Consider the following 20,499-nt stretch of genomic DNA (forward strand, 5'->3'; position numbering starts at 1 on the left):
ATTTGTTGTTCGCAATTAACGGAAGTCTATTTCTCGCTAACCACTTCTCGCAATACCGTCCCTGTGGTGCCACTTGGCTGAGTGATCCCTAGGCTATTGGACAGTGTTGGTGCAATGTCATACGGAGTGACTTCGCGCTCAACCCTTTGAGGCTTGATCTTGTGCCCAGCAAAGATAACCGGGACATGGGTATCATAGCGCCATGGAGAGCCATGCGTAGAGGCCACGGTTAATCCGTCCATATCATTGATGTAGGTACGCGGTGCAAAGACCAAGTACACATCGCCAGAGCGATTCGGATGGTAGTTGTTGCTGACCATTTTGTTAATATGAGTGTCAGCCAAACGCCCGGAAGCCACATCGGAGCTGGTGACGGCGTAGGCGACGCCCTCAATCTTCATCACCTCTTGCGCGATGGCGGTTTGTAACTTGGCCAGATCGATGCCTTTCTCTTTGATTAGCTCATGATTCAGGTAAACATAAGGCTGTGCGTAAAGTCGAAAGATCTCTTCATCAACCCCGAACTCGGACTTAAGGCGTTGCTTAAGGCTGTCCGTGAGCAATGATTTTTTATCAAAGTAATTGGCGCGCTTAAGCCCCAATGTCGCCGCGATAGGAGATGCCTCTGGTGCTCCATGATCTGCAGACAATACAATCAGGGTATTGTCCAAGCCGACATGATGGTCAATATCTGCAAACAGGCTCTTCAATGTTTTATCTAGGCGAATAAGGTTATCCTCAGCCTCTAGGCTTGACGGACCATACAGATGCAACACGTAATCGTTTGAAGAAAAACTCACCGAGAGGTAATCGGTCACATCGCGACTGCCTAGCTTCTCTTGTTGCAATAAAACCTTGGCAAAGTCTGCAGTGATCTCATCACCTGCAGGGCTAACCGTGAGCATGGTTGAGTAGTATTGATAGCTTGCAGGGCCATAAGGGTGGGGAAACGTTCGTTTGAATCCCGCTAGATCAAACTTTTGCTCCTGAGATAGTTCTTCAAGGGTGTATTTATCTCTATCTAGAGCAAGCTCCCATCGCTTGCCGGAGTACTGTGCAGGGATGTTCTTTTCGTTCCACCTATTAACCCACACGGGATAGGCATCGTAGTAGTAATCACTAGTGACGAACTCAGAGGTTGCCTTTGAAAACCAAAATGCCTTGCCGGTATGTCCAGCCATAGAGATGGCACCTCGATCCTTAATAGAGACTCCAAAGACCTTAGATTGACCACTGTTTGATATCGTTAACTCGTCACTGAATGTCGATACTAAGATGGGAGAGGGAGATCGCCCATCTTGTTTAGCCGTGCGTTGAGTGGGGTCGATTTCGGTAGATTGGTCAACGCCAGCACCGCTGCTCAGCATGCTGTAGTCACCGTCTTCTACATTGTAGATAAGGCGTTCAAGACCTCTGTCATACCAAACGTTACCCACCATGCCGTGCACTGATGGTGGCGCACCTGTGGCTAGGGAAACGTGGCCGACAATGGTTTCTGTATTGCCGTGTTGATAATGGGCGTTGGTGTAGTAGACCCCCTGATCCATCAGGTAACGGAAGCCGCCTTCACCAAAATTGTGCTTGTATCGCTCAAGAAGGTCGCCACGAAGTCCATCAACGGTTATCTGTAATACGAGCTTGGGCTTAGCCTCAGCAGAAAATACAGGAGAGGAGATAAGACCTAGGCCTATCAAACTCATCGCACAGTAGCGTTTCATCATTGTTTTATTCATCCTTTTAACGAATTAGCGCGCGTCTCTAACAAGGCGCAGTCCCATATCCGACATAATTATAGACTGGCTAGCAAAGTCTCTTCGGTAGTTTTCAGATTCATTGTCGGCATAGGAAAAACTGCCACCGCGAACAGACTTATGGGCAAGTCCAATATCGGTATCTTGTGCGTTACTTGGATTGTGTATTGGTGAACTGCGATAAAATGTTGCTTCGTAGGCATCGATAGTGAATTCGCCCACATTGCCTGTCATGTCATACAGTCCTAGTTCATTAGGTTTCTTTTGACCAACGCGGTGTGCTCGATTGTTGGCATTGCCTGCATGCCATGCGACCTCATCGATGTTGTTTGAACCACTATAGGTATAGCCCTTAGATTGATTGCCACCACGCGCGGCAAATTCCCACTCGGCCTCAGTGGGCAAGCGGTACTTTTGACCTGTGATTTCATTGAGTTTGTCGATGAAGTAGTTCGCTTGCTGCCAACTTAAGTTATTGACTGGGATTTGAGGGTCTTTGAAGAAGCTTCTTGAATGGCCCATTACCTCTTCAAACAAAGACTGTGTGACCTCGAACTTAGAGATATAAAAGCTATCCACACTCACTTGGTGGGCGGGTTGCTCTGAGGCTTTGGCATCATCCGAGTCGGAACCCATGATATAAGCGCCCCCGGCAACGAATACCATGTCGGCTTCGATCTGAGCGGTCAGAGGGTGAGGTTCAAATAGTGAGCATCCTGTTATTGTTAACACTAGCGTCCATGCTAATAAAGGGCGAATAGTCGTCAAGCGCAGGTTCATATTTGGTCTCTGTCAAAAAATGAGACATTAGTTTAACAATTCTCAATTTTCCAAATGGTTATATGCGCAATAACAAGCCTTTGATATAACCAAAAGTTAAAATAAGGCTGTTTTTGGCATCCAAGATAACGGTATCGATATGTTGTTGACTCAAGGCCCGCAATTTAACGGCAAACCCTCAAAGCGAATGCATGTAATGGCGAAGCCCATTGGTGCTGCGTGCAATATTGATTGCAATTACTGCTACTACCTGAGCAAGCAGGACCTGTTGGACTACAAGAAGGGTTGTTCTCCAGAGATGAGTGAGCACGACCTTGAGCAATACATTAAGCAGTATATCGAGGCTCAAAATACGCCGGAGATTATCTTTTCATGGCAGGGTGGAGAACCGACTTTATTAGGGCTCCCTTACTTTGAAAAGATCGTTGAACTGCAGAAAAAGTATCAGCCTGTTGGCGTAAGCATCTCAAACGATTTGCAAACCAATGGCACCTTGCTGAACGCAAAATGGTGTCAGTTTTTGAAAGAGAACAACTTTTTGGTAGGCCTGAGTATTGACGGCCCAGCCATGTATCACGACGCCTATCGAACTAATAAAGCTGGGCGTGGTACTCACAAGCAAGTCATGGAAGCGGTGAAGCTCCTTCATGAATACCAAGTGAGTTTTGCTACGCTGACCTGTATCAATAACCTTACCAGCCGTAACCCTTTAGAGGTTTATCGATTCTTGCGTGACGAAGTAAAGTCGCCACAAATGCAGTTCATCCCCATTGTGGAACAAAAAACATTCCGCGATACCGCACCTCAGACATGGGAAGAGCAGCAGCAACCGCGTCAAGGTGATAAACGACTGATCCCGGGCTCAAAAAATTCTGTAATGGAGTCATGGTGTGTATCCGATGAGGCATGGGGTAACTTTCTGATTGCTGTATTTGATGAATGGGCGAGCCGTGATGTCGGCAAGGTGTTTGTGCAATATTTTGAAGCCTTTGTTGAGACTTGGATGGGGCGCAGAAATCCATTGTGCACATTAGGTGAATTTTGCGGTAAGGGTTTGGCGATGGAGCCAACAGGTGACGTATTCGCTTGCGACCATTATGTTTACCCAGAGTATAAAATTGGCAATATTCACGTCGATAAATTGGATGATTTGGCGTTCTCAAGTAAACAGCAGAGTTTTGGGTTTAATAAAACCAAGAGCCTAACCGAGCAATGCAACACATGTGATTACAAGTTTGCTTGCTTTGGTGAGTGTCCAAAGAATCGCTTTATTCGCACCCGTTCTGGTGAGCCAGGGCTCAATTACCTTTGTGCTGGGTGGCACAAATTCTATAAGCACGCAGACCGTTCCATTGCACATTTACTGAGAGTAATGGGCTACCCCGTCGCACATGGCAAGTTTAGCGATAAGATCGTAAGAGAGGCCATGTCTCAACCTCAGCCAAGCAATACCTTTGGTGCCAAGTTTTGATGAGTGTAAGAACCAATTTCTTTATTGCCTTAGCAGTGATGATGGCTTTACTCTTGTTTGCTCCATCTTCTAGCGCGGCCAATCGAACGGTAGAGCAGCTGTCATATATCGCTCAGGACAAAAATAACAAGCGCTCTGAGCGTATTGACGCATTAGAGCAGTTAACCCGTTTTCCAAGTCAAAGTGCCCTGATCGCTATCGCTCGCGGGCTTAAGGATAGTCATCATGATGTTCGGGAGGCGTCGGTTCGAGCATCAGCGCCATATCAATTTGCTCACCGCTGGCGTCTGCTGTCTCCGCTCATGGACGATTTAGTTTTAGATGTGAGAATAGCGGTCGCTGAAAACCTTGTCGTCGATTACGCAGCAATGAACGCAGTTCAAAAGAGACAGTTTGATCCTTTGTTTGATGACTGGGCTTCTACTTTGATTCTAGAAGATACTCCAGAATCTATGATGGCATTGGGCGAGGGTTATCTGCATATTGGTGACTATGGGGCCGCCAGAAATGTCTACGGGCAATTGATAGAGAGAGCCGAGGGCGGAGTCGATGCGTGGATTGGTATTGCTGAAAGCTATCGGCTTAATAAACAAGATGATGAGGCGTTAACTTCACTAAACAAAGCTTTAGTCGCTTTCCCAGAAGAGCCAAGATTACTGTATGCAAAGTCTCTAACGTTGGTGAGGCTTAACAAGCCAAAGCAAGCCGCGCAGAGCATGGACCATGCAGCTAATGTTGCGAAAACTAACAGTCAATATTGGTATGTCAATGGCGTACTTCAGGAGGCTTATGATCAACAACTGGCCTTAGACTCACTGAAGAAAGCCTATCAAATCTCAGAACAGCCAGAGCAGTTATATGCAATATGCGACTTTAAGATTCGCCATTCGGATAGTAGAGCGGAGGTATGCGTGATGCAGCTAGAAAAAATCGCGCCGCCACATGTTGTTGCCAATTTACGGAGTCGAATTGAGCAACGGGACGTTGTTACGAACTAATGCTCGCTTAACGTTTTTGCACAGCTTGCCAAAGCGCCTAATGTCATCAAAGTTGGGCGCAGTGCCATCTGAGATATAGTGCTCCCAATAACTAAGCTCTGTATCAACCAGTTCCATAAGTTTTTTAGGGCAGCCTACGCAATCTGTACCTGTACCGCAGACAAAGGTTTCATCTTCATACAGAGGTAGCTCAAGCTTTACCTGCTCGATAATATTGTGCATTGCAGTAAGGCGGTCAGGTTTGCGAGCGAGCATGGTCAATCTTTATACCATATAAAAGCACTATCATAATACAAATAGACTTGTGGTGTAGAGATATTTGAATAAAAAAAGTCTGCACTTTCTGTTTCAAAGTGCAGACCTTTAATTTTAATACGAGTTGTTCATCTATTACAGTCTAAGCGGCTTCTGCTTGCGCTGGGCAATCATGCTGCTGGGCGCGCTTATCCAATGCACCGCTAAAGCGAGTGAGAAGCAGTGCTACAATCACTACCACGCCGCCAATCCATGGAGTATGCATCAAACCAAGGCTTTCGTGAGCAACAATCATACCGCCCCCCCAAGAACCTATCGCGATACCTACGTTAAACGCGGCAATATTAAGTCCTGACGCTACATCAACTGCTTCAGGTGTATGCTTCTCAGCAAGGCTCACTACGTAAACTTGTAGGCCAGGCACGTTACCAAAAGCAAATGCACCCCACACCAAGATAGTCACTACCGCTGCAATAGAGTTGTAAGCCGTAAAGTTAAATACAAACAGTACAGTGGCCAAGCCTGAGAAGATGACTGTTAGCGCTTTGATTGGGCCCATCTTGTCGGCCATTTTGCCGCCCCAAATGTTACCAATCGCCACTGATACGCCATACACCAACATGATGATGCCGATGGCACTTGGGTTAAAGCCTGACACGTCTTGCAAGATAGGTGCTAGGAAGGTAAACGCTGTAAATGTACCGCCGTAACCTAGTGCTGTAATTGCATACACAAGCAGTAGACGAGGCTGAGTTAATACTTTTAACTGTGCTGATAGTTTTGCCGCTGGTGGCTGTTTTAGGTTGCTTGGCACAAGAAGAGCACTACCAATTAACGCAATAAGCCCCAAGATTGCCACAATCAAAAACGTTGCCTGCCAACCAAATGTTTGGCCAATATAAGTTCCTAGAGGCACACCCGTTACTAGAGCCACTGTTAAGCCAGTAAACATAATCGCGATAGCACTTGCTGCTTTCTCTTTAGAGACTAAACCTGTTGCAATAGTCGACCCAATAGAGAAGAACACGCCATGAGCAAGACCAGTTAAGATGCGCGCAAGTATCAAGGTGTTGTAACTAGGCGCCTGCCATGCCAAAAGGTTACCTGCGACAAAAAGGCTCATTACTGCAAGAAGTACTTTTTTACGGTTCCACTTACCCGTAAGCGCGGTAAGCACTGGAGCACCAATCGCCACGCCAAGAGCATATAGGCTAACAAGAAGTCCAGCGGAAGGGACTGACACATTAAGGTCAGTGGCCATAGTAGGAATCAAACCTACAATTACAAATTCTGTTGTTCCGATTGCGAACGCACTTAGCGTCAACGCTAGTAATGCTAAAGGCATAATCTTTCTCTCTCTATGCTGATACGGTGTGTATCAATCGATGGAGTGGATTATTCAGTAAAACCGGTTTGTGAAAAATAGTGTCTTTAACAAATTACTTTTGTTGTTTTTGAAATAATGAGAATTGAAAGCTGTCAGAGAGTAGCGATGTGCGCATGCTGTAAAGGGGCCCACAAAGGCCGATCCACTTCATCCCCGAACGCTTCTATCGGGGATCTATCAACGTACATGCATTTAGATTGCCGATAAGAGACCTCGGCAATGACGAGATTTCCTAGGATAGCAGGGTGCACAAAGGCCGCCCCACGTCATCCCCGAATGCTTCTATCGGGGATCTATTAACGTACATGCATTTAGATTGCCGACCGGAATGCCGGCCCAGCGGAATGCCGGCCCAAAAAAGACCCCGGCAATGACGAGTGTGTCTAGGTTAGCAGGGTACACAAAGGCCGATCCAAGTCATCCCCGAACGTTTCTATCGGGGATCTGAAACGTACAGGCTAGAGATTGCCGACCGGGGTGCCGGCCCAAAAAAGATCCCGGCAATGACGAGATTTCCTAGGATAGCAGGGTGCACAAAGGCCGCCCCACGTCATCCCCGAACGCTTCTATCGGGGATCTATTAACGTACAGCATTTAGATTGTCGACCGGGGTGCCGACCCAGCGAGGTGCCGGTCCAAAAAGACTTCGGCAATGACACGTTTACCTAGGCCCCAGCATCGGCATTAAAACCTAGTTTCTAGCCTTTTAAAAACAAGAACCCCTAAGACGCAAAAAAGCACGCCAACATGTGGCGTGCTCTTAGTCAAAACAGCTGTAATTATGGCTGCTGCTTAGTCGGCGCTAGCGCAATCTCGCGAATACACACATTTTGAGGTTGTTGGAATGCAAACAGTACAGCGCGAGCTACGTCATCGGCAGCAAGTACACCGCCCATGTCTTCTTTCCAAGAATCGTAACCGTCTTTAATCTCTTGAGATGAGGTGTGAGACAGCAATTCAGTCTCTACAGCACCAGGGGCAATCGTCGTCACACGTACATTATCAGCAGCCACTTCTTCACGAACGTTTTCGGAAATCGCATGTACCGCAAATTTAGTGCCGCAGTACGCCGCATGGTTAGGGAATGTTTTCTTACCCGCAATTGAACTGATGTTAATGATGGTACCGCTGTTGCGAGACTTCATTGGTGCTAGTACAGATTGCATGCCATTCAGTAATCCCAATACGTTCACATCGAACATGCGCTTCCACTCTTGCGCATCTTGAGTGTCGATTTGACCAAGAAGCATAGTACCGGCGTTGTTAACTAAACCGTCTACAGGGCCAAATTGTGCTTCTGCTTTTGCAATAGCAGCTTCAAATGAGCCTTGGTCGGTGACATCCACTTTTTCACATAGTGTGTTTGGAAGTTGAAGAGCCTCTAGTCTTTCAACACGGCGTGCAAGAAGAAGAAGAGGGTGCCCCTCGTCACTTAAGCGACGTGCAATCGCTTCACCGATACCTGAACTTGCGCCAGTAACAACAATAAGTTTTTTCATCATTCTTCTCCGAATATGGTTTGCAACACCCTTTGTGTCGATGAAGGCCATTCTAGTGAAGAATCTTTTGTTGATATATATCCCTTTAGGTAAAACACTGTTGCTATACTGCAACAATAACCTTGTGAATCTTTGAGGAAAGAATATTGAATAACAAAATACCGCCACCGTTAGTGATGCTGGCGTGCGGTGGGTTAGGGGGCTATATCGATGGCTTTTCGCTTACATCGGAGCCATTGGTATGGCTGTTAGCAATCGCCGTCTTTGCTGCTGGAGTATGGCTGGCCGTGGTTTCCATCGTTTCCTTTAAGCAGGCTAAGACCACGATCAATCCATTGGATCCCTCTCAAGCAAGCCTATTGGTGTCTCATGGCGTATTTAGATTTAGCCGAAACCCCATGTATGTATCACTCACCTTGTTCCTAGTGGCTTGGTCTTGCCTGTTACTGTCTGTAGCCGCGTTGGGATTTTGTGGCGTGTTTGTGTTGTATATAACCCAGTTCCAGATAAAACCTGAAGAGAAGGTATTGATGGTGAAGTTTGGCAAGCAGTATGAAGACTATTGCCACAAGGTGAGAAGGTGGTTATAGCCTATGTTGAATAAGGTGAACCTGTCGGAGATTCGTTCCTTTGTATTAATTGCACAGCTTGGCAATTTCACTCGCGCTGCCGATGCGCTAAAGGTGTCTCGTTCTCACATATCACGGCAGATGACACAGCTAGAGTCTGATCTAGGGGTGACCTTGTTGGTAAGAACCACTCGCACTCTCAAGCTTACTCAAGCAGGACAAAAACTATTTGCGCAGTGCCAGTTAGCTTTAGGGCATATTGACCAAGCGCTATTGTCGGCAATAGATGATGTTGAAGAAGTGAGGGGACACATTGCCATCAACTGTGTTGGTGGGGTATTGGGCGAAGATATCCTGGTACCTATGATCAATGAGTTTATGTCTCTATATCCAGATGTGCACATGAGTCTGGACTTTAGTAGTCATAGGGTCGACTTGATACAAGATGACTTTGATATCGCCTTTCGCATGGGAACGTTGCAAGATGCCAGCTTTGTCGCTCGAAAGTTACTTGATATTGATATGGTCACCTTAGCCAGTCCACAATACCTTCAGCAACATGACGTTATTTCTCACCCTAAACAACTAGAGAAACATCGCTGCTTAACTGGGTCTGTGAATCGTTGGAGTTTCGTTGGCAACGGTAGCCGTGAAAACTTTGAAGTGAATATTAGTGGCAATTTACAGTGTAAAAATGGTCGCGCTTTGGTGAACGGCGCTTTGTTAGGCAATGGTGTTATTCGTGTACCTCTGCTGTATTGTCAAAAGGAGGTCGAGGACAAAAGATTACAACAAGTATTTTCCGATTGGCATATACCTAGTGTAGACTTTTCAATGATTTACCATAAAGACAGATTCAGACCCGCACGTTTGGTTAGGCTGATTGAGTTTATCTACCAACAATTTGAATCACTGAGAACCGAACGTGATGCCCGAAAAGGAAAATAAGTGAATAGCTATCAGATTTTGTATAAAAAGAATGTGGTGTTAGCCGTGAATCTCGGCAATGCCAACGCTTCAGAAGAAATAAAAAGCCTTAATGAACAAGGGTTTAAGATTTTTAGTCGTATCATACAGGCAGTCTCTGAGGATCGAGCGGTTGCTATCTATCGTGCGGAAAACCAATCTACACATAGTGAACATGACGTTAGTATCAAGAATGTGTTTCTATTCAAAACCAATCGATTACGACGTCTTCCCTATCTGGGGTATTCGTTCTCAAGCTTTGTGGTTGCGGCGTTGAGTATGTTTATGCTCACACAGCAGGCGGGTAATTCAGGTGGTGGCGGTGCACTATTCTTACTCTTCCCGATCCTAATAGCGTTATTCTGGTTCTCTATTGGCCTATCGGTAGCACGCTGGAAAAACTGTGGTCATAAAGGGTGGTATTACGCGATTGCTTTGGTGGTCACTATGCTGATAGATACCTTCTTGATGGGGGTGGCAAGCACTGTACTATGGTTATATTTACTGTTTAACCCGCAATCAAAGAATATATAAGATAATAAAAAGGGGCGAATGCCCCTTCATAATATAAATTCAACATCCATTTGTAGTGGCAATTTCTATCAGTCTAGGCAAGCAGAGATTTATTCGACTTTAATAGCCTCTCAAGTTGCGGTGTTAAGTTGGTTCTTTTAGACATAGTCAATCGACCTGCCTCGTATAACTCCACAAGTACCCCATTACCACATGCATTGCATTGACCTTCACAACACATCTCATCTAGAAATGTATCCATCTTGTATGGGGATAATTTGAACCGTTCGACTTCATTGCCCTTATTGCAATTATATATAACCACTTCCATCTTCACTCCTTGAAGAATCTTATCTATTACTACTATTGCTACTACTATTACCCATAACACTAAAGTATTAAATTGAGCTAGTGCACATATTTTCTAACATGAAATAGTTATGTGAAAGCGATCAATAAAAATACGCTCTTATGTCAAGATTTTGCGATATGTATCTAGTTGTATACCTGCGTGCTGTTGCCAAAAATATAACAGCACGCAGTAAGCCCGTGAGTTCAATGTGATCGCTATCTAAATAATAGTTTTCTCAGAGGTGTTTTCATCACTAGATAAGTAAACGTGAATGAGAGGATGCTGCTGCCTAGCCACACCAACAGATCCTTTTGCCAAGTACCTAACTCAAAAAATCCAGCGAAATTGATGAGATAGATAACAAACAATAGGTGTGAGACATAGACACCAAGTGTCAGGTTTGCCAAGGGTTGAACCCATTTATGGCTGCCTAAATTAGGGTTGGCCAGTAGCCAAAAGAAGAAACCTAATGCCCAGATGGGTGTGCCAAAAAGATAGTCATGAACACGGAAATCCACATCAAAGCTAAGCAGATAGAAAGCCTCAAAGAAATGAATGACCAAACCCAATACCGTCAGCAAAATAGCAAGATTTGAGCCTATTCGAAGTTCAGAGCGACGAATCTCAAACCCTAGCATGATCATTAATAAGCTAAAGAAGGGGCCATTTCGAGTGTAAAACGGGGAGGCTATATCGGTTGCGTCGAAATAACTTCCAGCAAGAACGCCATAGATAAATAACACTAACCCTAGTGGTAATAGTAAACGACTTAGCTTTAATCTTATTGCTAGGGCAATGATCGCGATGCTTATTATTAATGCAGGTAAATACCAAAGATGAACCAAGCCACCCTCAAGAATGGAGTTAAAAGGCGTTTGCGCTAAAAAATCCCAATACATTTGACGTTCAGCTAAATACCCATCGGTTGCGACAGTCATTAGATTGAAGGGGGCAGCAAGGTAAATAACGCTCCAAACTAGCCAAACTATTGTTAGAGGCTTTATGTAGGTGAAAGCGGTAGGGATAGGGTTCAGGGATAACTTAGGTTGAAGCACGTAACCCGTCAACAAGAAGAAGTAGGGCACAGCAAAGCGACATAACTGATTGATGAAGTTGCCGAACCAAGCCGTGTCATTATAAAGCGGATAGGTGACGAACAATTGGCAGTGGATGGTTATTACGGCCAATATGGCGATTATTCGACCTAATTCTAGGCTAGGAATGCGTTGATTTTGAGTGGACATAAACAGATTCTTTAATGATGACACTGCTTTGTATATCAGACGTTGCATATGGTCTAGAGCAGAGTCAGAGCTTTACTTGAAAGTATTAAGCCTGTCTCAGTTTTATCGATAGGTGAACAAGGTTATTAACAAAAACAAAACAGGCCCGCCAAAGCGAGCCTGTTATTAACTTTTTGGAAGATTAAGCAGCGGCAAGTTGTGCTGATTTTTCTTCGCTGATAGGGCGAGTCACTAGAGATAGTGCAACACACACACCCATCATTACAGCAGAGATAGTGTACGCAAGACCGTAGCCTTCACCGTGAGTCATAGAGAAGCCAACAACTGCTGCGCCGATAGCACCACCGATACCCCATGCAGTGTAAAGCACACCGTAGTTAGTACCGTAGTTCTTAAGACCGTAGAATTCAGCTGTGATTGATGGGAATACCGCTAGTAGCGTACCGTAACCTACAGCTGCAATCGCAGTACCAAGAATCAGCGTTGCTTCTGATTTAAAGGTGGCAAATAGAACCATGTTAACGCCTTGCAAAGCAAATGCGATGAACAATGTGCGTAGGCCACCAATCTTGTCAGATAGGATACCCGCGCCGATACGACCGCCTGAGTTAAATACGGCAAGGATAGATGCTAGGTATACCGCGTTTGGTAGGTTCGCTTGAACACTTGCGATAGTAGTGATGTTACCAATGATCATAAGGCCAGTCGCAGAAGCAAATGCGTACATGATCCATAGAGAGTAGAACTGAGGTGTTTTCAGCATTACTTTCCAAGAGATGTCGTTGCTCTTCTTAACAGCAACAGGTGCTTTACCTGCTTTTACCTTAGGCGCTTCTGGTACGTAATCTGCTGGTGGGTTGTTGATTGTTGCCGCTAGAGGTACAGCAATAACAAGTACACCAACACCAAGGATAAGGAAGCTCTGGTCAATACCGTAGTTAGTAATAAGTGTAGAAGTCAGCGGAGCAAGGTATACCGCAGCGAGACCGAAGCCAGCAGCAATCAAACCGTTTACTAGACCTTTCTTAGATGCGTGGAACCATTTCATCGCAGCAGGAGAAAGACATGCGTAACCGAAACCGATACCAGCACCAGCCACCACACCAAATGTCATGCTCAGCATTGCAGGAGTCGTTGCAAAGCTTGAGGCAATCATACCTAGACCCGTTAGCGTAGCACCTAACATAAGGATGTTACGCGGACCCATGCGGTCCTGAAGGATGCCAGCAACAAGAAGAGCGATAGAGAAAGTAACCGTTGCGATAGCGTATGGTTGAGATGCATCTGCTGCATTCCAGCCTAAATCAGTAACTAGAGCTTTGTTGAATACACTCCATGCGTAAAGAATGCCTAAGCAAAGGTTGATACAGAATCCTGCAATCAGGATGCGCATCGCTTTATCAATCTTTTTCATCGTTTGTTCTCGGTGCCGTGATGGCTAGGTTGATTGTGTTAATTGTCTGAAACGTTAAAAAACTTTTTAGGTTTCTCAAAATTTCTAAGAGCGAGATGCGCGAATTGTACACAAGTTTTTTGTGATTTGAATCTCTTTTTACGAAAAATGGAAAATAATTTTGCGCTTTTTCGCCGTTGGCAAAAATTGAGAGATGGTTCGCAAATTTTGCAGCGATTTTCGCAGGATAAAACACTGGCTTTTACCTATTTATCTAACGGAATGTGATGTATTCGGCGTCTATGAAAGAAAGTTTTGCCTTAGCATTTTCTTAACAATTTAAACATCTAGATCGTTAATACCATCGAAAAACGGTTATATGGTGCTTAATTGATTTAAAACAATGTTAAATTGTTGCTCAGGTGTAAAATTAATGTGTATTTCAATGATTTAGACGAAAAATCGCTCAAAAAAACAGCTTGCAAACGAGTGTTTTTCAGTCAAAATACAGTGAAATCTAAGATTCCAAATTTGAAAGGATGCTTTACTAAGCTTTAGTGAGGTTACACATGAAAATATTTTTACTTCTACTTATCTCTGTTTCCGCGGGCGCAGCATCAGCTGAGCACCTAACTTCTTTCCTTTACGGACTGAGTACAGCATCGCTTGCTGTAGGTGTTTGCTTCTGGTTGGCTTTCCGTTCATCTCGTTGGCCACAACTTGCAGTGTTCCTTCTACTAACAGGCATGCTTTGCAAACTGACTATTACCGTTGTTTCGACCATTGTGGGTGTTAACGCCGGATTGATTACTTCGCCGTTGATCTTCTCACTTTCGTACCTATTTTTTGCGATCGCGACGACTTACGTGTACTTCTACTTCAAAGATAAAAGCACAAATCGCAAGCTAGGCTTGAATCAAGCGTAATCCTTAGCGTTTGGAATCATTATGAAAAACCGCTGTCGCGAAAGCACAGCGGTTTTTTTGTACCTGTTCACTTTTAGCCCCAAAATTTCACTATTCTTATATCAGTCACACTAAATTAGCTAGGATGATCAGTTATCTAGTAGGATTGCTATTACATACGCTTAAGCAATAGATGTTGAGGTATCGATCATGTACCGCCTGTATTCTCCGCAGCAAATTAAACAAAGTGAACCTCAAGCAGCCGATCTCGCCGGAATTACCCTTTATCAATTAATGGAAAGGGCTGGGCACGCCGCTTTTGAACGCTTGCAGTCCATGCTACCTAATGCCGGAAGAATTTTGGTTTGTTGTGGCTCAGGAAATAATGGTGGTGATGGTTTTGTGGTGGCTCGATTAGCGCTAGAGCTTGGTTATGAAGTAGACGTGTTTCAGCCTCCCTACTGTGAATCCAATACCCAAGATTCAGCGCAAGCGAAACAGCGATGGCTAAGTCATGGCAAAGTAATATCTAGCAATATCGATGAGTTAGGACACTATGACCTTATTGTTGATGGCCTGCTAGGTACGGGGTTAACAGGTAATGTTCGAGACAATCTTGCTAAGGTGATTAACAGCCTTAACCAATCCAAACTTCCAATTCTCAGTCTTGATATTCCCTCAGGTTTACATGCTGACACGGGCAGGATATTGGGGGTTGCGGTTAACGCTACTACTACGGTTACCTTCATTGGTAATAAAAGAGGGCTTGTAACAGGGCAGTCTAGGGATACCGTTGGCGAGCTTTACCTAGCCGACCTTGGTGTTGGATCTGAGTTCTCAAGCTTGGAAACAGAGTTAGCCTGCATTTTTGATAAAGAGGAAGCAAATGCCCGACTACCTAAAAGAAAGCACACTTCTCACAAGGGCCAGTGCGGTCGCACGTTATTAGCTGGCGGCCATCAAGGTACCAGTGGCGCTATTATTCTGGCCGCTCAGGCAAGTTGCCGCGTGGGGGCTGGATTAATTAGCGTGATGACTCATCAAGATACCATTAATCCATTGCTTGCACGCCAGCCTGAGGTAATGGCCATTGCTATAGATAAAGCGAGCGATGCAGAAATGCTTGTAGATGCGATGAACTCTGCGACCGTTATTGCATTAGGACCAGGGCTAGGCACAGATGATTGGTCTAAAAGGCTGTTTAAGCAAGGGATAGCGCAGTTAAAACCTAAAGTCATTGATGCCGATGGGCTGAACCTTCTTGCTCAAAGTGCTTCATCTTATGATTTAAGCCAAACCATTCTAACCCCTCACCCAGGGGAAGCGGCAAGGTTATTAGATTGTTCTGTTCAAGAAATAGAGCAAAATCGCTATGAAGCAGTTGAGAAGATCCAGTCAAAATATCAATGTGTGGTGCTGTTAAAGGGAGCAGGTACCTTAATATGCGATGGACAAATGACCTATGTGATCACAGCGGGAAATTCTGGCATGGCAAGCGGGGGAATGGGAGACGTGTTAACAGGCGTCATTGTCGGTTTGCTATCTCAAGGATTAAGTTTGATGGACGCTGCCTGTTTAGGGGCTTGGCTACATTCTACTGCCGCAGATAGAAATGCCAAACAATGTGGCAAGATTGGTATGCTAGCCACAGATTTGTTGCCAGAAATTCGTTTATTAGTGAATGGCTTAAGCCAGAATGGCTAACCAAGCCAACTCAATAGAAAGAAACTAAGTTGGCTGATTCTTCTAGCTATTATCGCACTCAGTCGCCTAGTGAGGTGGATGCGCGTCTACGGTCGGTTGCACCGTATAACTTCCCATCTTTAAACTCGATAGCATTCAGGCCACTGACGACTGGAATTACATGAACCTCATAGCCCATCTCAGTAAACTCCGGCACCAGTATCTCTGCAAAGGTGCGTTTTTCGACGAGTAAGCCAGTTGGATTGTAAGGTTTGGTGCGGTCGATCTTGGTTCCATACTGTATGTTCGGCAAATCGATGGCTGATTGTGCTGACATGTCCCAATCAATGACACCGACTACAGTTTTAAGAACGTAGCCAGGAATTTGCGAGCTTCCAGGACTTCCAACCACCAGTTTTAGGTCGCCACTTGGTGCCATCACCATCAATGGAGTAATGGCTGATCGAGGACGCTTTCCTGGCATGATGGCGTTTTTCAGCGCTTGCCCATTCACCTTAGGTGTAGAAGAGAAGTTGGCCATTTGCGCATTCAGTAGTACGCCATCTACCATCACTCCAGAACCCATACCCGTGCCCACAGTGCTAGTCATGGCAATGGCATTACCCTGTGCATCCACGATGGATATATGCCCGGTATCTTGGCTCTCAAAGCCGTCTAGGCTGGCTTGGTTCTTGGCTGAAACCTTGCCTGGTTTGACATCTTCTTTACTCATGATCCCTTGTTTTGGGATCAGCTCACCACGAGCTTGAAGGTAGTCTTTGTCGAGTAGTTCATTTACAGGGGTGTCGACAAAGCTTGGGTCTCCGGCATAAGCAATACGGTCCTCTTTGGCCAGCCTCATGGCCTCTGTCATGAGACGCCAAGGCTCGGCATCGGTGTAATGCATTTCATTGATCTTGTGGGATTCTAGCATCTCTAAGCTTTGAGCAACCAAAACGCCCCCTGATGCGGGATAGCCAAACGAGATGATATCGTGGCCACGGTAGGTCGATTGAACGATGTCTCGCTCGATAACTTGATAATTATTGAAGTCTTTGACACTTAGAGGGTGACTGTTATCGCCTAGTCTGGCATTCACCGTTTGAACAATATGCTCGGCCAATGGGCCCTGATATAGATAGCTATCACCATGTTTGGCAATCTGTTTAAGCGTTTCAGCCAACTCAGGATTGGTCATCTTGGTTCCAGTCGGCTTAATTTCTCCATCTTCCCAATACAAAGAATGGAGCTCAGGATCATCTTCGAGTCTTGATTCTTCACGCACCACGATATCGTAGGTATAGCTATTCATGGAGTAGCCGTTCTCAGCGTAGTCTATCGCGGGCTTTAATAGCTCTGCCCACTCTAGCTTGCCGTGCTTTTGATGGGTGGTGTAAAGCAATTTTAGTGTGCCTGGGATAGCGACTGACCGCGGACCAAGTATCTCATTTCGTGAAATGGCTTTACCGTTTTCATCTAAGAACATATCCGGCGTGGCGCTAGATGGGGCAGCGTCGCGACCATCGTAAGCAATGAAGGAGTTGCTTGCCTTTTCGTAATAAAGAGCAAAAGTGCCTCCGCCAATTCCAGTCATATCGGGTTCGACAACCGACATCACCATCTGCATTGCAACCATCGCATCTATCGCGTTCCCGCCCTGTTTTAGGATTGAATAGCCGGTGCTGGTTACATACTGATTGGTTGCGCTGACCATAAATTGATCACCCGTCGCATCCGATGTTGTAGGCAGAGGATAAGGACTTGCAAAAAGAGCGCTAGAAAATGTGGAGAGGAGTACCAAAACGGAGCGTTGCATATGACCTCTATAACTGTATTTATTTGCCAAGAGTAATAGTAGACGTTGATTGAGCATCTTAACTGCTTTGCTTGGTTAGTAAAATATCAATTAGTATGATTTTATACTTATAAATCAACACTATAAGTCTAGGTTATAGTTGAGGGTTTGCATTGATAGTTTTGCGTAATGATAGAGAGGGTTCTGAACCGCAGCATAGTTTGCATAGTGATTTAGTGACAAAGGTGTTGAGTGACTCAGTCGCCAAATTAAAGTGAGTTTTTCTGTGTTTTTTGTCGATACCGAGCAAAATATGAAAAATATTGAGTAGTCAGAGAGTGATTTTTATACAGCTGAATGGTGTTGGGAGGCTGATAATGAGACCGAGATCACTGTCTATTGAACAAGGGGAGTGCTGTAGAAGGAGAGCGTGTAAATTTTGGCTTTGGTAAGTATTTGATTTTAAATAATAATTTAATATTTGAAAGGCGCAGATTTGCAAGTTTCAAGATAGTAGCACAAAAAAAAACAAAAAATCAGTCTTGCGACAAATTTATCTGGCTCTATAATGCTGAAAACCGGAGCGTCTGCCAACGCTCCGGTTTTTTTGTGTCCGAAGAATGGTCAACGCTTCTGCCAAAGCACGACCTGCATTGTAATTGGCACATCATCTATTGAATCAAGGAAATATCACAATGCGTATCGAACAAGAACTTAAGTTAGGCTTTAAAGATGTATTATTCCGCCCTAAGCGTTCTACTCTAAAAAGTCGCTCTCAAGTAAATTTAACCCGCGATTTTACATTCAAGCATAGTGGTCGTCAATGGTCTGGTGTACCTGTAATTGCAGCTAACATGGACTCGGTAGCAAGCTTCGAAATGGCTGCTGCACTAGCTGAGCATGGCGTAATGACAGCGGTTCACAAACACTACACCGTTGAGCAGTGGGCTGAGTTTGCAAAAACTGCAGACAAGAAAACACTAAACAATGTTTTTGTTTCTACTGGCACATCAGATGCTGAGTTTGAGAAAACTAAGCAAATTATGGCATTGAGCGAAGATTTCATCTTCATCTGTGTTGATATCGCTAACGGTTACTCTGAGCACCTTGTTGAGTACGTGCAACGAGTACGTGCTGAATTCCCTGACAAAGTTATCTCTGCTGGTAACGTAGTAACGGGTGATATGTGTGAAGAGCTAATCCTAGCGGGCGCAGACATCGTTAAAGTGGGCATCGGCCCAGGTAGCGTATGTACGACTCGCGTTAAAACAGGTGTTGGTTACCCACAACTTTCTGCGATCATCGAATGTGGTGACGCAGCACACGGCCTTGGCGGCATGATCATCGGTGACGGTGGTTGTTCATGTGCTGGTGACGTATCGAAAGCATTCGGCGGCGGCGCTGACTTCGTAATGCTTGGCGGTATGCTAGCAGGCCACGAAGAGTCTGGTGGCGAAGTAGTTGAGCAAGACGGCAAGCAATACATGAAGTTCTACGGCATGTCTTCACAAAGCGCGATGGACAAGCACTCTGGTGGCGTTGCGAAATACCGTGCAGCTGAAGGAAAAACCGTACTATTGCCATACCGTGGTAGCGTTCACGGCACCATCTCTGACATCCTTGGTGGCGTACGTTCAACATGTACCTACGTAGGAGCAGCAAAGCTTAAAGAGCTAACCAAGCGTACTACCTTCATCCGTGTACAAGAGCAAGAGAACAACGTGTTCGGTAAAGAGTAAGTCTGAGATACTTCGGAAATTACGAACTAAAAAGAGCCGCTAAAGCGGCTCTTTTTTTGGTCGAAAATCGATAAGTGTCGGCAAAGTGTCGGCAGTGTAGTGGGAAATGTCTACGAATAAAGGTTCGAAAGAGGGTTGAAAGTAATGGCCTCTGTTAAATGATCAGGTGCAAAATGTGCGTAACGCATGGTCATTGTTATATCAGAATGACCAAGGATATCTCTGAGAACTAAAATGCTCCCACCGTTCATCATAAAGTGACTTGCAAATGTATGTCTCAATACATGGGTTGCTTGTCCTTTCGGGAGATCAAGACCTAGCTTGTTTTTTAGAATGTAACGAAAAGAGTGATAACAATCTTGTTCAAACAAACGTGCTGATGTTCCTTCACTTATCAGTTTATAGACCTCTTCTGAGATCGGGATGGAGCGATTTTTTTTGCTTTTGGTTTTGATTAAATTAACCCTGAAGGATTTTTTTCCGGATTTCTTATTCACAGCGGCTTTTAATTGAGAGCGTTCTAATTTTGCTGCTTCGTTCCATCGAGCACCGGTTGACCCGCATAGGGTCATAATTTTAAACATGTCTGCTTTTTTGTGTGCTTGTACATGTTCTATTAACTCTATTAATTGGTCGTTGGTGAGATACCCCATCACGGTTTCGTGTTCTTTAAAGGGCTTAATCTTGTCTAAAGGGTTTGGTCCGTGCCATTCTTCAAGTTCAATTAATTTATTGAATATCCCTTTAAATCGACGTAATTCAGAGTTGAGCGTAGAAACGCTAGGTGCACCTTTATTCCAACGTCCTTCGGTAAAAAGGATCTCCCCGCGCTGGCGCTTTCCGCGAAAATCAGCAAATGTTTTAGCATTAAAGGCACTTGCAGTGGGGTTCCCCATAGCATGCGCCATCTTAATCATTTTGCTGTAAATCGGGCCCTCATTCTTGAGTGTTGAACCATACAAACTGTGCCATATATGAACAATCTCAACGAGTTTACGACGTTCAACTTTAACATCTAACGAGGTTTTTTCATTTGCTTGCTCAAGCAACTGCTTTTCGTATTGAACGGCCTCACCTTTGGTTGCAAAACGTTTCCTTACTCGTTTTTTATCTCGTCCATAAGGATATGCATCTAAAAGCCATGGCTTCTGCTTGTTATCTCCGACTTTTTTTATGGTCATAATTTATACCTACTTGTA

Annotated in this window: 17 protein-coding genes; 8 read left to right on the forward strand and 9 right to left on the reverse strand. The window is 44.8% G+C overall.

Annotation, left to right across the window (positions count from 1 at the left end; all coding sequences use genetic code 11):
• Window positions 1–26: 26 nt before the first annotated feature.
• Both D5I41_RS05680 and D5I41_RS05685 read right to left on the reverse strand, forming a co-directional pair.
• On the reverse strand, window positions 27–1,700 hold the full coding sequence (locus tag D5I41_RS05680; protein ID WP_371860089.1) for an alkaline phosphatase family protein: 1,674 nt from the start codon (window positions 1,698–1,700) through the stop codon (window positions 27–29).
• Window positions 1,701–1,745: 45 nt separating this feature from the next.
• Complete coding sequence (locus D5I41_RS05685; RefSeq protein ID WP_119008926.1) at window positions 1,746–2,531, reverse strand: formylglycine-generating enzyme family protein; 786 nt, start codon at window positions 2,529–2,531, stop codon at window positions 1,746–1,748.
• A 139-nt stretch (window positions 2,532–2,670) separates the two neighbouring features.
• Here D5I41_RS05685 and D5I41_RS05690 point away from each other — a divergent pair, with 139 nt between their 5' ends.
• Complete coding sequence (locus tag D5I41_RS05690; protein ID WP_102329111.1) at window positions 2,671–4,002, forward strand: anaerobic sulfatase maturase; 1,332 nt, start codon at window positions 2,671–2,673, stop codon at window positions 4,000–4,002.
• The gene (locus tag D5I41_RS05695) at window positions 4,002–5,000 is read left to right on the forward strand and encodes a tetratricopeptide repeat protein (RefSeq protein ID WP_119008927.1); all 999 of its coding nucleotides are present in this window, start codon (window positions 4,002–4,004) and stop codon (window positions 4,998–5,000) included. The genes D5I41_RS05690 and D5I41_RS05695 overlap by 1 nt, the downstream gene beginning before the upstream one ends.
• Here the strand turns inward: D5I41_RS05695 and D5I41_RS05700 are convergent.
• From D5I41_RS05700 to D5I41_RS05710, 3 genes are all read right to left on the reverse strand, one after another.
• Window positions 4,959–5,255, reverse strand: coding sequence for a hypothetical protein (locus tag D5I41_RS05700; RefSeq protein WP_017243771.1), 297 nt, complete (start codon window positions 5,253–5,255; stop codon window positions 4,959–4,961). The two genes, D5I41_RS05695 and D5I41_RS05700, sit on opposite strands and share 42 nt — an antisense overlap.
• 142 nt (window positions 5,256–5,397) lie before the next feature.
• On the reverse strand, window positions 5,398–6,600 hold the full coding sequence (locus tag D5I41_RS05705; RefSeq protein ID WP_119008928.1) for an MFS transporter: 1,203 nt from the start codon (window positions 6,598–6,600) through the stop codon (window positions 5,398–5,400).
• Window positions 6,601–7,421: 821 nt separating this feature from the next.
• Window positions 7,422–8,141, reverse strand: coding sequence for an SDR family oxidoreductase (locus tag D5I41_RS05710; protein WP_102377083.1), 720 nt, complete (start codon window positions 8,139–8,141; stop codon window positions 7,422–7,424).
• A 146-nt stretch (window positions 8,142–8,287) separates the two neighbouring features.
• Here D5I41_RS05710 and D5I41_RS05715 point away from each other — a divergent pair, with 146 nt between their 5' ends.
• From D5I41_RS05715 to D5I41_RS05725, 3 genes are read left to right on the forward strand one after another with little or no spacing between them, the layout of a single operon-like run.
• Window positions 8,288–8,731 carry a methyltransferase family protein gene (locus D5I41_RS05715; protein ID WP_235868866.1) on the forward strand — a complete coding sequence of 148 codons (444 nt, stop codon included), beginning with the start codon at window positions 8,288–8,290 and terminating at the stop codon, window positions 8,729–8,731.
• 3 nt (window positions 8,732–8,734) lie between these two features.
• A complete protein-coding gene (locus D5I41_RS05720; protein ID WP_119008930.1) occupies window positions 8,735–9,658 on the forward strand; it encodes a LysR family transcriptional regulator in 924 nt (307 codons plus the stop codon).
• A complete protein-coding gene (locus D5I41_RS05725) occupies window positions 9,659–10,210 on the forward strand; it encodes a DUF805 domain-containing protein (protein ID WP_119008931.1) in 552 nt (183 codons plus the stop codon).
• Window positions 10,211–10,756: 546 nt separating this feature from the next.
• Here the strand turns inward: D5I41_RS05725 and D5I41_RS05735 are convergent.
• Together D5I41_RS05735 and D5I41_RS05740 are read right to left on the reverse strand one after the other, a co-directional pair.
• Window positions 10,757–11,785, reverse strand: coding sequence for an acyltransferase (locus tag D5I41_RS05735; protein WP_119008933.1), 1,029 nt, complete (start codon window positions 11,783–11,785; stop codon window positions 10,757–10,759).
• 181 nt (window positions 11,786–11,966) lie between these two features.
• Window positions 11,967–13,199: an L-lactate MFS transporter gene (locus tag D5I41_RS05740; protein WP_119008934.1), complete on the reverse strand. Its 1,233-nt coding sequence runs from the start codon at window positions 13,197–13,199 to the stop codon at window positions 11,967–11,969.
• 548 nt (window positions 13,200–13,747) lie between these two features.
• On the opposite strand from D5I41_RS05740, the gene D5I41_RS05750 reads away from it, so the two are divergent.
• Both D5I41_RS05750 and D5I41_RS05755 read left to right on the forward strand, forming a co-directional pair.
• Window positions 13,748–14,104 (forward strand): hypothetical protein, encoded by a 357-nt coding sequence (locus D5I41_RS05750; RefSeq protein WP_017027913.1) that lies wholly within the window; start codon window positions 13,748–13,750, stop codon window positions 14,102–14,104.
• A 189-nt stretch (window positions 14,105–14,293) separates the two neighbouring features.
• Window positions 14,294–15,787 (forward strand): NAD(P)H-hydrate dehydratase, encoded by a 1,494-nt coding sequence (locus D5I41_RS05755; RefSeq protein WP_119008936.1) that lies wholly within the window; start codon window positions 14,294–14,296, stop codon window positions 15,785–15,787.
• 58 nt (window positions 15,788–15,845) lie between these two features.
• Here D5I41_RS05755 and ggt read toward each other — a convergent pair whose 3' ends face one another.
• Entirely contained in the window at window positions 15,846–17,582 is a 1,737-nt protein-coding gene (gene ggt, locus D5I41_RS05760) for a gamma-glutamyltransferase (RefSeq protein ID WP_119008937.1), read from the reverse strand.
• Window positions 17,583–18,256: 674 nt separating this feature from the next.
• On the opposite strand from ggt, the gene D5I41_RS05765 reads away from it, so the two are divergent.
• The gene (locus tag D5I41_RS05765; RefSeq protein ID WP_119008938.1) at window positions 18,257–19,300 is read left to right on the forward strand and encodes a GMP reductase; all 1,044 of its coding nucleotides are present in this window, start codon (window positions 18,257–18,259) and stop codon (window positions 19,298–19,300) included.
• A gap of 110 nt (window positions 19,301–19,410) precedes the next feature.
• Here D5I41_RS05765 and D5I41_RS05770 read toward each other — a convergent pair whose 3' ends face one another.
• On the reverse strand, window positions 19,411–20,481 hold the full coding sequence (locus D5I41_RS05770) for a phage integrase (protein WP_119008939.1): 1,071 nt from the start codon (window positions 20,479–20,481) through the stop codon (window positions 19,411–19,413).
• Window positions 20,482–20,499: the final 18 nt, after the last annotated feature.

Origin of the sequence: Vibrio superstes (assembly GCF_003569005.1) — a bacterium.
Lineage (GTDB): Bacteria > Pseudomonadota > Gammaproteobacteria > Enterobacterales > Vibrionaceae > Vibrio > Vibrio superstes.